12 protein-coding genes are annotated in these 14,666 nt (G+C 61.3%); 9 read left to right on the plus strand and 3 right to left on the minus strand.

The genetic code is table 11. The features are described 5' to 3' along the window. Positions 1-17: 17 nt before the first annotated feature. Positions 18-884 carry a patatin-like phospholipase family protein gene (locus tag DQ393_RS07225; RefSeq protein WP_112341096.1) on the plus strand — a complete coding sequence of 289 codons (867 nt, stop codon included), beginning with the start codon at positions 18-20 and terminating at the stop codon, positions 882-884. Between the two features lie 56 nt (positions 885-940). Here DQ393_RS07225 and DQ393_RS07230 read toward each other — a convergent pair whose 3' ends face one another. After that, positions 941-2,761 (minus strand): monovalent cation:proton antiporter-2 (CPA2) family protein, encoded by a 1,821-nt coding sequence (locus DQ393_RS07230; RefSeq protein WP_112341240.1) that lies wholly within the window; start codon positions 2,759-2,761, stop codon positions 941-943. 150 nt (positions 2,762-2,911) lie between these two features. On the opposite strand from DQ393_RS07230, the gene DQ393_RS07235 reads away from it, so the two are divergent. The 6 genes from DQ393_RS07235 to lpxK all read left to right on the plus strand — a co-directional run bounded on the left by DQ393_RS07235 (position 2,912) and on the right by lpxK (position 8,778). Continuing rightward, entirely contained in the window at positions 2,912-4,264 is a 1,353-nt protein-coding gene (locus DQ393_RS07235; protein WP_112341097.1) for a TldD/PmbA family protein, read from the plus strand. A gap of 26 nt (positions 4,265-4,290) precedes the next feature. Continuing rightward, the gene (locus DQ393_RS07240) at positions 4,291-5,100 is read left to right on the plus strand and encodes a 3'(2'),5'-bisphosphate nucleotidase CysQ (protein WP_112341098.1); all 810 of its coding nucleotides are present in this window, start codon (positions 4,291-4,293) and stop codon (positions 5,098-5,100) included. Between the two features lie 61 nt (positions 5,101-5,161). Next, positions 5,162-5,407 carry a DUF4170 domain-containing protein gene (locus DQ393_RS07245; RefSeq protein WP_112341099.1) on the plus strand — a complete coding sequence of 82 codons (246 nt, stop codon included), beginning with the start codon at positions 5,162-5,164 and terminating at the stop codon, positions 5,405-5,407. 177 nt (positions 5,408-5,584) lie between these two features. Continuing rightward, a complete protein-coding gene (waaA, locus tag DQ393_RS07250; protein WP_112341100.1) occupies positions 5,585-6,904 on the plus strand; it encodes a lipid IV(A) 3-deoxy-D-manno-octulosonic acid transferase in 1,320 nt (439 codons plus the stop codon). Positions 6,905-6,916: 12 nt separating this feature from the next. Next, on the plus strand, positions 6,917-7,648 hold the full coding sequence (locus DQ393_RS07255; RefSeq protein ID WP_112341101.1) for an HAD family hydrolase: 732 nt from the start codon (positions 6,917-6,919) through the stop codon (positions 7,646-7,648). 83 nt (positions 7,649-7,731) lie between these two features. Next, positions 7,732-8,778: a tetraacyldisaccharide 4'-kinase gene (gene lpxK, locus DQ393_RS07260; RefSeq protein ID WP_112341102.1), complete on the plus strand. Its 1,047-nt coding sequence runs from the start codon at positions 7,732-7,734 to the stop codon at positions 8,776-8,778. A 26-nt stretch (positions 8,779-8,804) separates the two neighbouring features. Here lpxK and DQ393_RS07265 read toward each other — a convergent pair whose 3' ends face one another. Together DQ393_RS07265 and mutL are read right to left on the minus strand one after the other, a co-directional pair. After that, positions 8,805-9,035, minus strand: coding sequence for a DUF2093 domain-containing protein (locus DQ393_RS07265; protein WP_069612411.1), 231 nt, complete (start codon positions 9,033-9,035; stop codon positions 8,805-8,807). A gap of 207 nt (positions 9,036-9,242) precedes the next feature. Then, a complete protein-coding gene (gene mutL, locus DQ393_RS07270) occupies positions 9,243-11,075 on the minus strand; it encodes a DNA mismatch repair endonuclease MutL (protein WP_112341241.1) in 1,833 nt (610 codons plus the stop codon). A 342-nt stretch (positions 11,076-11,417) separates the two neighbouring features. Between mutL and DQ393_RS07275 the strand changes: the two genes are divergently transcribed. Continuing rightward, the gene (locus DQ393_RS07275; RefSeq protein WP_112341103.1) at positions 11,418-13,151 is read left to right on the plus strand and encodes a response regulator; all 1,734 of its coding nucleotides are present in this window, start codon (positions 11,418-11,420) and stop codon (positions 13,149-13,151) included. 126 nt (positions 13,152-13,277) lie between these two features. Beyond that, entirely contained in the window at positions 13,278-14,633 is a 1,356-nt protein-coding gene (locus tag DQ393_RS07280; RefSeq protein ID WP_112341104.1) for a putative bifunctional diguanylate cyclase/phosphodiesterase, read from the plus strand. Positions 14,634-14,666 lie beyond the last annotated feature (33 nt).

Below are 14,666 nucleotides of genomic sequence, written 5' to 3' on the forward strand. Positions count from 1 at the left end.
GGGGGAAGGAGAAAGACATGGGCGATTATGCTGATTTCGTCGGCAGCGATTACCCGGTTGCCGCTTCCGGTACGCCGAGCGTCGCAGTCGCCTTCGGCTGCGGCGGTGCGCGGGGTCTCGCCCATATTCATATCATCGAGGCGCTGGACGAGCTTGGTATCCGCCCCGTCGCCATAGCAGGCTCCTCCATCGGCTCGATCATGGGCGCGGCCATGGCCGTCGGCATGAGCGGTGCTGAGATCCGCGATTATACCCTGGCAACCGTCGGCAATCGCCCGGCCGTTCTCAACAAGATCTGGAGCCTGCGGCCGGTCAGCATGCGCAGCATCCGCTTCGGTCAGTTCAATCTCGAACGCATTCTGCGCACCTTTCTGCCGCCGGCCATTCCGGAAAGCTTTTCCGAGCTGCATGTCCCGCTGAAGGTGATCACGACCGATTATTACGACCAGGCGGAGGTCGTCATCGAGAAGGGCGAACTCTTCCCCGTGCTTGCCGCCTCTGCCGCCATTCCCGCCGTGTTCATGCCGGTCAAGCTTGGGGACCGCGTGATGATCGACGGCGGCATCATGAATCCGGTTCCTTACGAGCATCTCGCCGGACTTGCCGATATCATCATCGGCATCGACGTCGTCGGCGGCCCGGAGGGCGGCGGCCGGCATATTCCGAACCGCATCGAAAGCCTGTTCGGCGCAGGCCAGCTCACCATGCAGTCCAACATTGCCTTGAAGCTGCGCCTGCAGGCACCGCAGATCTTCCTGCGCCCCACCGTCGGCCGCACCGGCGTCCTCGACTTCCTGAAGGCACGCGATATCCTCGCCATGTCGGCCGGCGTCAAGGACGAACTGAAATTCGCGCTTGACCGGGTGATGACGGCGAAGAGCTAGCATTCAGGCAGAAGCGCGGGATGCGGCTTGAGCCAGAAATCGAGAAGCGAAGGTGTCTAAACCCGCTCCGGCTCCTCCTGCGGCAAGGCGACGAGATCGTCGGCATCGCTGTAGGTGTCGGCCGAGCGCTTCGGTTTCACCAGCGGCTCCGGCTTGACCGGGCGGGAATAGAGCATATCGGTGCCTGCCTGCAGTCCTTCGCTGACCTGCAGCACCAGCCGTTGTTCGTCGCGCTTACGAATATCCTCGCCGATCTCATAGGCTTCCGTTTCGCTGACGCCGAGCGCTTCCAGGGTACGGCGGCCGAAGAGCAGGCCGGATTCCAGTGTCTCGCGCAGCTCGTAATCCACGCCCTTGTGCCGCAGCTCGATCGAGTGAATACGGTCATAGGAGCGGACGAATAGGCGCGCATGCGGGTAATCCGTCTGTACGAGCTCGACGATCTTGTTGGTAATCTCGCGCTGATGCGTGCTGACGACGACGATCTTGGCGCGGTCGATGCCTGCGGAGCGCAGCACGTCCTTGCGGGTTCCGTCGCCGAAATAGATGCGGAAGCCGAAGCTCGATGCTTGGCGGATGCGATCGGCGGAAAAATCGATCACCGTCACGTCGCGGCCGCCGGCAAGCAGTATCTGCGCGGCAATCTGGCCGAAACGCGAAAAGCCGATCATCAGCACGTCGGAACCGGCGCCTTCGAAATCCTCGTCCAGTTCCTCCTGCGTGTCGCCTTTCATCAGCCAATTCGAAAGCGCCGCCGTGAGCGGGGTCAGCGCCATCGACAGCGTGACGATGGCGATCAGCATCGAGGCCGTATTGGCCGAGAAGAGACCGCCGCTGGCGCTGGCGGCGCTGAAGAGCACGAAGCCGAATTCACCGCCTTGCGGCAGCAGGCCGGCGATGCGGACGGCATCATTGTGCGGCGAGCCCGTCACGCGGCAGAGCGCATAGATCACGATCGCCTTGATGATCATCATGACCGGCACGGCGAGCAGGATCAGCATCCAGTTATCGAGGATGACCTCAAGTTTCAGCGACAGGCCGACGGCGATGAAGAAGATAGCGAGCAGCACGCCGCGGAAGGGCTCGATATCCGCTTCCAGCTCGTGACGATAAGAGGATTCCGCGAGCATCACGCCGGAGAGAAAGGCGCCCATTGCCATCGAGAGGCCGGCAAGCTGCATCAGCGTCGCCGATCCCATGACGACGAGGAGAGCGGCGGCAATCATCGCTTCGCGTGCGCCGGTGCGCGCGATCACCTGGAAGAGCGGCGTCAGCAGATAGCGGCCGGCGATGACCATGGCCGCTACCGCCCCGATGGCGATCGCAAGATCCGGGAGCGGATTGGTTGTTTCCTTCGGCCCGTCGAGGACGGTGATGAGCGCCAGCAGCGGCACGATGGCAAGATCCTGCAGCAGCAGCATGGAGAAGGAACGCTGCCCGTATTTCGTATTGACGTCACCCTGCTGTTCCAGGATCTGCATGGCAAAGGCGGTCGAGGAGAGCGCCAAGCCGAAGCCGATAATGATGCTGCCCTTCCATCCGGCAATGCCGCCGAAATAGGCGGCGAGCATCAGGGCGAGACCGCTCAAAATCACCTGCGCCGAGCCGAGACCGAAAATATCCCGCCGCATCTGCCAAAGGCGCGAGGGTTTCAATTCCAGGCCGATGATGAACAACAGAAAGACGACGCCCAGCTCTGCCACGGCAAGCACGGCTTCACTGTCGCCGATGCCGTGCAGGACAGGGCCGATCACCACACCGGCAGCCAGATAGCCAAGCACTGTCCCCAATCCGAGTTTTTTGAAGATCGGCGCAGTAACGACGGCGCCTCCGAGCAGCATCAGGGTTTCGGTGAAGAGGCTATTGGCGGCGGACATCGTCTGTTTCTTTCTATGGGGCAGGCGGTGTTGCGACACATGGTCGTGATAAACGACCATGCGTGAAGGGATTAGAACAAGAATCGGCTTTGCCGCCCTTGATGCTTCATGTAGTGCACAATAAATGGAACGCGAAGGAAAGGCCAAGTCATGACCTCTGAAATCGATTCCGCCACTCTGCTTTCCCGCGCCAGCCAGTTGATCGATCTTGCCCGGAAAGCCGGTGCGGATGCCGCTGATGCCGTCGTGGTGCGATCGAGAGCCCATTCCGTCAGCGTCCGCCTCGGCAAGGTCGAGGGCACGGAGTCTTCCGAGAGCGACGATTTCTCGCTGAGGGTCTTCGTCGGCAATCGCGTGGCCAGCGTTTCCGCCAATCCCGGCTTCGATCTCGACGCTCTCGCCGAACGCGCGGTCGCCATGGCCAAGGTTTCGCCGGAAGATCCCTTTGCCTGCCTCGCCGATGAGGCGGATCTCGCCAAGAGCTACCTTGATCTCGAACTGTTCGACTCGACCGAGGTTTCCACCGGGCAGCTGCGTGAAGCGGCCCTTGCGACCGAAGCGGCCGCACTTGCCGTTCCCGGCGTCACCAACTCCTCCGGCGCCGGCGCTTCGGCCGGCATGGGCGGGCTCGTGCTCGTCACCTCGCATGGCTTTTCTGGCCACTATATGGGCTCGCGCTTCGGGCGCTCCGTCAGCGTCATTGCCGGCGAAGGCACCGGCATGGAGCGCGACTATGATTTCGACAGCCGCCTCTATTTTGCGGAGCTGGATGCGGCCGAGGAAATCGGCCGCCGCGCTGGCGAACGCGTCGTCAAGCGGCTCAATCCGCGCCAGGTTCCGACGGGCAAGAACGTCACCGTCGTTTTCGATCCGCGCGTCGCCCGCGGCTTCGTCGGCCACATTGCCGGCGCGATCAACGGTGCTTCCGTCGCCCGCAAGACCAGCTTCCTGCGCGACAAGATGGGCCAGCAGGTGCTGAAATCAGGCCTCTCGATCACGGACGATCCGCTGATCGTGCGTGGCCCATCCTCGCGTCCCTTCGACGGCGAGGGTGTGTCCGGCAAGCGGCTCGTCATGATCGAGGACGGCGTGCTGCAGTCCTGGTTCCTGTCCACGGCGACGGCGCGGGAAATCGGCGGCGGCCTTAAGACCAACGGTCGCGGCGTGCGCGGCGGCACATCCGTATCGCCCGCGTCCACCAACCTGGCGCTGGAACCGGGCGATATTTCGCCGGAAGAACTGATCCGCAGTGTCGGAACGGGCTTCTATGTGACCGAGCTGATCGGCCAGGGCGTCAACATGATAACAGGCGAATACAGCCGAGGCGCGACAGGCTTCTGGATCGAGAACGGCGAATTGACCTTCCCCGTTTCGGAGGTGACGATCGCCTCCAATTTGAAGGACATGTTCATGCGTGTGACGCCGGCGAGCGATATCGATCGCGATTTCGGTGTCGCCGCTCCGACGCTTGCGATCGAAGGCATGACGCTGGCTGGCCGCTGAAAAAGAGCGGAGATTGGAATTTGTGAATGATCGATAGCCAGAAGGCCGGCCGTTTGAGCGATGTGGACCTGCTCGTGGGTGCAGCGCTCGAGGCGGGCAAGATCGCTCTCGGTTTCTTCCGGCAATCGCCGGAGGTCTGGTGGAAGAACAACGGCCAGTCCCCGGTCAGCGCTGCCGATTTTGCCGCCAATGAGAGCCTCGCCGCCACCCTGCGCTCGGCGCGGCCGGATTATGGCTGGCTTTCCGAGGAAACCGATGACGATGCCGCGCGGCTGAAGCACGCGACCGTTTTCGTCGTCGATCCGATCGACGGAACCCGCGGCTTTCTCTCAGGCTTGGATCTTTGGTGTGTCAGCGTTGCCGTCGTCACCGATGGCCGGCCCGTCGCCGGCGTTCTTTATGCGCCGGCGCTGGACGAGCTGTTCGTGGCAACCGCCGATGGGCCGGCTTTGAAGAACGGCGAGCCGATCCACGTTTCCGAGAGGATCGGTGACGAAGTCCATCGTCTGGCGACCGGCGAGGATATGCTGAAGGGCGTCGATCCGGATTTCCGCAAGACGGTCGAGCGGGTGAAGCACGTTCCCTCGCTTGCCTATCGCCTCGCCATGGTGGCGGACGGCCGCCTCGAAGGAACCATCGTCAAGCGCAACTCGCATGACTGGGATCTGGCGGCCGCCGATCTCATTCTGCAGCGGGCCGGTGGCGCTCTCGTGGATCTCTCGGGCAACGTCCTGCGCTACAATCGCGCCGAGGTATCGCATGACGAACTTTGCGGGGCATCGGCATCGCAATTGCCGGAGTTTCTCCGTCAGCTCTCGCACCGACGAGACGGTTGACCTTTCGGGCAAAATCCCTCAGATGAAGAGCGGAGGGGGACGATAGTAGAAAGAGACGAAAATGACTGATACCAGCGGCAAGAAGCAGCTCCTGCACCTAGTCTTCGGCGGTGAACTGGAAAACCTCGAAGACGTTCAATTCCGCAATCTCAACGAGCTCGATATCGTCGGCATGTATCCCGACTATGCGAGTGCGCTGACGGCATGGAAATCCAAGGCGCAGCAGACTGTCGACAACGCTCATATGCGTTATTTCATCGTCCATCTGCATCGCTTGCTCGATCCTCAGGAAAAAGCGGCATCCTGAGGCCGCATCAGCGAAATTGCATTTGATATCTCCAGTCGGTGAGGCGTTCTCGCTTTAAATCCGGCCATGAAGCAGTATCCTTGACACAATAAGAACGAAAATTCGGCTGCTTATTCGGCCGTCTGACAATCGGGATTTGGCATAGATGATGATCAGCTGGGATAGGAGGCGATCGAAATGAGTAGCCTCAGGGCGCGTCTTGCCTTGAGCGCCTATCGTTTTGGCGGGATCGCGGTTTATCCGTTCATCGGGCCTTATCTTGCCGTTCGCGCGGCGAAGGGCAAGGAGGAGGGCTCCCGCAAACTGGAGCGTTCCGGTTATGCGAGCGCCAATCGTCCACAAGGGCCGTTGATCTGGTTCCACGCGGCAAGTGTCGGCGAGACATCTGCCGTCATTCCGCTGATCCGTGAAATCCGTCGCCGCGACATTCACGTCATCCTGACGACGGGCACGATCACTTCGGCCAAGGTCGCACATCAGCGCCTAGGTGAAGAGGTCATTCATCAATACGTGCCGCTCGATCTCAAGCCTGCCATCAAGCGCTTCCTCGAATACTGGCAGCCCGATTGCGCTATTTTCGCCGAATCCGAGATCTGGCCGACGACCATCACGGAGCTCGGCCGCAGACGCATTCCGCAGATCCTCGTCAATGCCCGCATGTCGGATCGCTCCTTTGCCCGCTGGAGCCGCCATCCTACGCTTGCCGAGGCGCTGTTCGAAAACTTGGCCCTGGTCGTGGCCCAGTCGGATCTCGACGCAGAACGCTTCCGTGATCTCGGTGCCGTGCAGGTGATCAGGTCGGGCAATCTCAAGGTGGACACGGACGCGCCGTCCTACGATGCGCCGACGCTTGCCGGCTACATGAAGCAGGTCGGCGACCGCAAGACATGGGCTGCGGTCTCTACTTTCGACGGTGAGGAAAGTGCCGCGGCATCCGTCCATAAGATGCTGAAGGAGCACAACGGCCAGCTCACCATCATCGTGCCGCGTCATCCGGAGCGCTGCGACGCGATCGAGGCTATGCTCGTTGAACAGGGCCTGAAGGTGGCGCGCCGCACCCGCAACGATATTCTCTCGCCGGATGTCGACGTCTTCCTTGGCGATACGATCGGCGAGATGGGGCTTTACCTGCGGATGACCGAAGTGGCCTTCATGGGCAAATCGCTGTTCAACGAGGGTGGCCAGAATCCGCTCGAGCCGGCCATGCTCGGCTGCGCGATCCTGACGGGCGGCCATGTCCAAAATTTCCGCGACTCCTATCAGTTGCTCGCCCGCCGCGGCAGCGCCCGTATGGTACGCGATACCGAGATGCTGGCGCGCGGCGTGCATTATTTGCTCACCAACGACACGGCGCGACGCAGCATGATCGATGCCGGCTTCGCAGCCGTGCATGAAATGCGTGGTGCACTGGCAGCAACGGTGAAAGGGCTGGAGCCCTATATCAATCCGCTTTCAGTGAAGGCGCGGCTGATGCCGAAGACGATGGCGAACGGTTAAGAAGGCAAGGGCATGACGGCGGTCAAGCTAGGAGCGATTGCGGGCATTCTTTTCGACAAGGACGGCACGCTGCTCGATTATGATCAGAGCTGGCTGCCGGTCAATCGCGAGCTCGCCAGGATTGCCGCTCAGGACGATCCCATTCTCGCCGATCATCTTCTCTCCGCCTGCGGCATGGATCCGATCACCGGCCACATCGTTCCGGACAGCCTGCTTGCGGCAGGTAATACCCGACAGATTTCGGAGGGGCTGGTGGCCGCCGGCTCGAAAGTGGATGTCGCGGAATTGGTGGAGAAACTCGATGCGCTTTTTGCGCATGCGGCCGATTTCTCCTCGCCCGTCACCGATCTTTCGGCCTTTTTCCGGCGGCTGCATGAGCGCGGTTACAAGCTCGGCGTTGCCTCCAGCGACAATGAGCGCTCCATCCGCCAGACGGCGCGCCGCTTCGGCTTCATCGATTATCTCGATTACATCGCCGGCTATGACAGCGGCTTCGGCACCAAACCGGAGCCGGGCATGGTGCTCGGCTTCTATGCGGCAACCGGTCTTTCGCCGGCACAGGTCGCCGTCGTCGGCGACAACAATCACGACCTTCATATGGGCCGCAACGCCGGCGTCGGCCTGACCGTCGGCGTGCTGACGGGCACCGGCTCGCGCGAGACGCTGACGGGGGCATCGGACTATTGCCTCAACGACATTACCGAGCTGGAAGGCCTGCTCATGCCCGCGGCGCAATCGGCCTGATCGTGGCAATGGCTTGCTTTTTCACGCAATCTGCCTTTTCTTGCGGTTCGTCGCAGGCACAAGAATAGGGCTGGATTAGACGCATGGTATCGGAAGCCCCACCTTTCTGGTGGCGAAAGCCGGATTGGCGTGCTTGGGGGCTCTCACCCTTTTCCTTCCTGTATGGCCGTATCGCCGGGCATCGCATGGTGAATGGCAAACGCGCCTCCGTGCCGGTGCCTGTTATCTGCGTCGGTAATTTCACGGTCGGCGGCGCCGGCAAGACGCCGACGGCGCTTTCGCTTGCCCAGGCTGCCAAAGCCAAGGGGCTGAAGCCAGGGTTCCTCAGCCGCGGCTATGGCGGTTCGCTCGACGTCACCACGATCGTCGATCCCTCGCATCATCATGCCACGGCCGTTGGCGACGAGCCGCTGCTGCTTGCCCGTGAGGCGCTGACGGTCATTGCCCGTCGCCGGGCCGATGGCGCGGAAAGGTTGGTGCGGGAGGGCGCCGACCTCATCATCATGGATGATGGTTTCCAAAGCGCGCAGCTTGCGATCGACTACGCGCTGGTCGTGATCGATGCCGGCAGAGGCATCGGCAACGGCCATCTCGTTCCAGGCGGCCCTGTGCGTGCGCCGCTGCGCACACAGCTTCTTTATGCATCCGCTCTCTTGAAGGTGGGTGAGGGCACTGCCGCCGATCGCATCGTTCGCCTGGCGGCAAGGGCGGGGAAGCCCTTCTTTTCCGCAAGCGTCAGGGTGCGTGGGCAGGAGGATTTGCGCGGCCGCAAGGTGCTTGCCTTCGCCGGCATTGCCGATCCGGCCAAGTTCTTCCGCACGGTCGAGACGCTGGGGGCCGACATCGTAATCGCGCGCAGCTTCGGCGATCATGAACATCCCGGTGAAGACGATGTCTCCGACATGCTCGACATAGCCTCGCGCGAAGGGTTGGAAATCGTCACGACATCGAAGGACTATGTGCGCCTGATCGGCCATCATGGGCGCGCCGACGAATTGCTGCAGCGCTGTAGGGTAGTCGAGATCGACATGGTCTTTGCCGATCCGCAGGCGCCGGCTCTGATTATCGACAGGGCCATTGCAGCCGCCCGCGAGCGTCGACTGCGGGAAAAGCGCGGCAAAACGGCTTAAAACTAGATCAGCTGCTCAGCGAGAAATCAGCGCTTCTGATTGGGCAGCGCGCCGGCGCGCTTTTCGGCTTCGAGCGAGGTGATGACGTCGGCATAGGGCTCCTGGCGGGCAACGCTCCAATAGCGCAGTTCATCGAGCGCGATATGTTTGCCGGTCATGGCGCAGACGACATAGGAGCCAGGCATGAGGATCTGGAAATCGCCGTCGAGATAGCGAACTTTCGCCTCGCGGTTTCCATGTCCTTCGAAAAGATTCATCTGACGGCGTCCTTGATCTCTGTCATCTGTTTGCCATACCGCACTACAGCGCCGCCCGTCAAATATGACGCGTAAAGGTCGCTGCAGCACTTTAAATCTGCTGCATAATTCTATCCCCAAATCGACTTCGACATAACGATAAAATTATGCGGCGGGGACGACTTTTCCAGAGCATTCCCCGGAAAGTTCCTTTCGAAACGACTGCCGTCAGCTGCGTCCGAAGAGCCGCTCGATGTCCGAAAGCTTCAGCTCGATATAGGTCGGCCGTCCGTGATTGCACTGCCCGGACCCGGGCGTGGCTTCCATTTGCCGCAAAAGCGCATTCATTTCTTCCGGTCGCAAGCGCCGGCCTGAGCGCACCGAACCGTGGCAGGCCATGGTCGCGGCCACATATTCCAGCTTGGCGGCAAGGCCAGAGGCGGTATCCCATTCGGCGATCTCATCGGCCAACTGCCGGACCAGGCCCTGTGCGTCGACCTCGCCCAGCATGGCCGGCGTTTCCCTTACGGCGACTGCGCCTGGCCCGAAGCGTTCGATGGCGAGCCCCAGTTCGCCGAGTTCCTCGGCAAACACCATCAGCCGGTCGCAATCCTCCTCGGGCAAGTCGACGATTTCGGGAATGAGCAGCACCTGCGAGGACAGCCGCTTCGAATGCAAGGCCTTGCGCATGGCCTCGAACACCAGCCGCTCATGAGCTGCATGCTGATCGACGATCACAAGCCCGTTCTCCGTCTGGGCGACGATATAGTTCTCGTGCAGCTGCGCGCGGGCGGCACCCAGCGGAAAGCGCGCCGGCTCCTCGGTTCGCATTGGTTCCACCGGGGGCGCCACTTCGGCGCGCGCGGTGGGCATGGCAAGTCCCTCGAAGGCGGCCTGCGGTCTTTCGGCAAATCCGTAGCCTGCCGTTGCCGCCGCTCTTTCGTAGGGACGAGACGGCGACGTTTCGGCCGCCCAAGGGGCCGGAGCTGGCGAGGGTCGCCAACCCGGCCGGAAGCCGGAACGACCGGCGGTGAAGGCGCGCAGCATGCCGTCCGCGCCGGTCGTGGCCGCGCGGTCGCCCTCGCGCGCCAGAGCTTCTCGAACGGCACCGACGATCAGGCCGCGCACCAGCCCCGGATCGCGGAAACGCACGTCGGATTTCGCCGGATGCACGTTGACGTCGACCAGCGCCGGATCGAGCGTCAGCGAAAGCACGGCGATGGGATAGCGTCCGGCAGGGATGGTTTCGGCATAGGCGCCGCGGATCGCAGAGAGGATCAGCTTGTCCTGGACCGGCCGGCCGTTGACGAAGGCATATTGATGGGCGGAGTTGCCGCGGTTGAAGGTCGGCACGCCGGCAAATCCGGTCAGGCTTACATCCTCGCGCTCGGCGTCGAGCGCGATGGCATTGTCCTTGAATTCGGCGCCGAGTACCTGCGCCATGCGGGCGAGATGATCATCGCCGGTCGCCGGAAATTCCAGCGTCGAGCGGTCGCTGCCCGACAGCACGAAACGGACGCGCGGAAAGGCAATCGCCATGCGCTTGACGACCTCGGTGATCGCGGCCGCCTCCGCCTTCTCGGTTTTCAGGAATTTCAGGCGCGCCGGCGTCGCAAAGAACAGATCCCGCACCTCGACGATCGTGCCGGGATTGGCGGCCGCCGGGCGCAGATACAGAACCTTGCCGCCGGCAACCGCGATCTCTGCGCCGCCAGTTGCACCCATCCTGCGGCTCGCGATCGAAAGCTTCGCCACGGAACCGATGGAAGGCAGGGCTTCGCCGCGGAAACCGAGGGTGCGGATATCGTCGAGCGTTTCGGATATCTTCGAGGTGCAATGACGCCGGACAGCAAGTTCCAGATCCGCCTCTTCCATGCCGGAGCCGTTGTCCGTGACACGCAGCAGCGCCTTGCCGCCGCCGGCAGTCGCGATCTCGATGCGCGTGGCGCCAGCGTCCAGAGCGTTTTCGATCAGCTCCTTGGCAGCACTTGCCGGGCGTTCGATCACTTCACCGGCGGCGATCTGGTTGATCAATGTTTCGGAGAGTTGCTTGATGGCCATGGCGTCATTGTCGTGGATTCGCGGCGGCGTGGAAAGAGGAAAGGCGATCGGCTCGCCTTCTTTCACCGTTTCCGCCTCTGGGGCTTTGTTAAGAAATTTAATCAATGCTTAAGGGAATGATGACAGGTTGTAGGAGAGAAGCTTGAAATGACTACAGGTGGCGCGCTTCGTGCGTGCCGACGGCTCTTGATGGCAGGTTGGTGGCCGTCAACTTTCATGAGCCAGGCGCCATCTGCTTCAAGTACACAGGCCAGCATGCAACTTTTCAAACATCCCTTTATCGAGCAGGCCACCCGTCGGTTTGCCCTGCTGTAAAACTGGTTGAGCGTAGGAATCGGACGAATGACTGCCGAGATTGACAAGGCAGCCCTGGCAAAGGCGACTGCGGATGCGTCCTTTGGCGGCAATCTGCAGGCGATGTTCTTCGATGCTTTCTGTGACGGTCTTTCCAGCGCGTTCTTTGCCTATGACAAGAACGATCTGCTGCTGTTCGCCAGCCGCCAGGTTCTGAATTTCTTCCCGATCCAACCGGAATACCTGCGGCCGTCGACGCGATTGCGCGACTTCCTCGGTGCCGTCTTCGACACGGGCATGCGGCCTCTGGCAAATCAGGCCAAGACGGCCGCCAACCGCGATAGCTGGATATCGCAGCGCATTGCCTCGCACTGGCGGGAACGCTTCGAGACGACGGAGCATTTCACCGATGACCGTTGGGTGCGCATCAGCAAGCGGCGGCTGTCTTCCGGCATCGGCTTCTGCATCATCTCCGACGTCTCCGACGTCAAGAAGCGCGAAGAGCAATGGCGCGTCGACATGGAGCGCGTGCAGCTGACCGAGGATATTCTCGATAACCTGCCATTCCCGGTATTCGTCAAGGACGAAAACCTCGTCTATGTCGCGGTCAACAGGGCGTTCTGCGAAAAATACCAGACGGCGGCCGATGAGGTGCGGGGTCGCAAGAGCATCGATCTCTTTTCCACGGATCTTGCCAATCGCTTCCACGAGAGCGACCGGCATGTGATCGAGACCGGCGAGATGTCGATCTCGCGGCAGCGCCAGATTGCCCGCGACGGCATCGAGCGCGATATCGTGACGCGCAAGCAGCGTATCGGCAAATCCGGCCGCTATTTCCTTGTCTGCACCATGCAGGATCTGCCCAAGGATGGTGGCGATTTCGACGAATTCGCGCTTGCCTCGCATATCCGGGAAAACAGCGACCGCTCCTATCGGCGTGCCTATGTCCCCATGGCCGCGTTGCAGACCATTTCGCGCCGTCCTGCCGCCATGGAGACCTTCGTTCCGGAAAGTTTCAGCGGCCGCAAGGTTCTCGTCGTTACGCCTGACTTTTCTGCAGAAACGGCGGCGTTGAAGACACTCGAGAAATACGGTTTCGAGGCTTGCGTCGTTCATAATGAGAACGAAGAGGCGGCGTTTCTGGACGTGGCGAGTGCGCACGGCGTCAAGATCGATCTGGTCATCGTCGACAACCAGCTGGGCAAGCGCGGCATCGAGCTGGCCGAACGGCAGAACCTTGCCGCTCTGTCGTTGGATGGTTCGCAGCTTGCCACGGAACTTGCCTTTCTGATCGCTCGCCATGTCAACCGCAATATCCGCGGCGAGCCCGGGGATGTTACGGAAGCGGGGCTCTTGCCGGAATGGCGTCGCACGGCCGGTGACGATCGTCGGGCACAGATCCTCGTCGCCGAAGATAACGACATCAATCAGATCGTCTTCTCTCAGATCCTGGAAGGTTTGGGATATAGCTATGTGATCGCCGCAAGCGGCGACGAGGCGGTGCGGTTGTGGCAGGAGCATCGCCCGGAGCTGATCCTGATGGATATTTCGCTGCCCGGCCTGAATGGCTTCGAGGCCGCAAGGCTGATCCGCAATGCGGAGAATGGGATCGGCTTCCATACGCCGATCGTCGGCGTGCTGACGCAGGCCTTCGAGCGCGACCGCAAGGAGTGTGGGAATGCCGGCATGGACGATGTCATCCTGAAACCGGTCAGTCCCGACATCATCGAGACGGTGTTCCAGAAGTATATGCGCAGTCTCCACAAGGCGCAAAATAGATAGATGTTACAAGGAGATCGTCGGTGACGACAACTTATCGCCGGCATTGAATCACCGTCCTCCCGCTATTCTTTGTTAAGACTTCGCCGTCATGCTTTTTAGAGGGTGGAGAAAACGTCGGGACCGCATATGAAATCGGCTGAAACGCTGCCAGGGCCAGTCAGTCAGGAGCCACAGGCAATCGCTTATACCGATCCGCTCACCGGATTGGGCAATCGACATCGTATGCGCGAACGCACGCGCTCGATTTCGCTCGAGCGGGCCAGCGATCCGGCACCCTTCACCATCGGCATCGTCAATCTGGATGCCTTCAAGCCGATCAACGACCTGTTTGGGGTCGAAGCCGGCGACGAAATTCTCTGCCAGGTCGCGCATCGCCTCAAGGCCTGCATTCCCGATGGAGCGACGGTGACGCGCCATGACGGCGACGAATTCGCCTTTGTTCTTCCCTTGGTTTTCGAGCGCGTCGGAGCCGAGAAGTTCGGGCAGATGATCCGCGAGGTGCTTTCGGCACCCTATGATCTCGGCGATCGCAATGTCAGGCTTTCCGCCTCTTTCGGCTTCGCCATCCATCCTTTCGCCGGAGAGGAATTCGACGACCTCCTGAAGAATGCGGAAACTGCGCTTTACCGTTCCAAGCGTCGCGGCCGCGGGCAGATCACCGTCTATTCCAGAGAAATCGCTCAGGAAATGAAGCGCGCGACCCAGCTTGAGCAGGCGCTGCGCAATGCCATCATTTCGGATGCCATCGATGTGCATTTCCAGCCAATCGTTTCACTCGCCAACAACATGGTTGTCGGCTTCGAGGCACTCGCTCGCTGGAACGATCGGGACCTCGGCTTCGTCTCCCCGGCTGTCTTCGTGCCGCTCGCCGAGGAGCGCGGCTTCATCGATGCCTTGTCCGAAACGCTTCTGCGGAAGGCGGCAGAGGCGGCGCTTTCCTGGCCGCGCGAGCTTTTCCTGTCCTTCAATTTGTCTTCGGCGCAATTGATGGATCCCGGGACCAGCAGCAGCATCCTTGCCATCCTTGCGCGCGCCGGCCTCGATCCACATCGCCTCGAGCTTGAAATCACCGAAACGGCGGTCATGAGTTCGGCCGACACGGCGCAACGCATCATAGCCGATCTCCGCGCCGCGGGTGCGCGCATCTCGCTCGATGACTTCGGCACCGGTCAATCCAGCCTCGGGCGCTTGCGCGAATTCATCTTCGACAAGGTTAAGATAGACCGCGCCTTCGTCTCTCGCATGAATTCGGATCGGGTGTCCGAACATATCATCAAGGCGGTGCTGGCCATGTGTGAGGGGCTCGAACTGCGCGTGGTGGCGGAAGGCATCGAGGAATATGCAGAAGCGGCGAAACTGAAGGCGCTGGGCTGTGCCATGGGGCAGGGCTATTATTTCGGCAAGCCGGCCGACAGCGCCGCGACCCTGCGTTATCTGCAAAGCCACTATTTGGAACTCAGCAACGAACGCGAGATCGCCTGAAGCGCAACGCGATCTTTCAGATTCACTTCCCGC

Source organism: Martinezella tropici, from assembly GCF_003287875.1.
GTDB lineage: Bacteria > Pseudomonadota > Alphaproteobacteria > Rhizobiales > Rhizobiaceae > Rhizobium > Rhizobium tropici_C.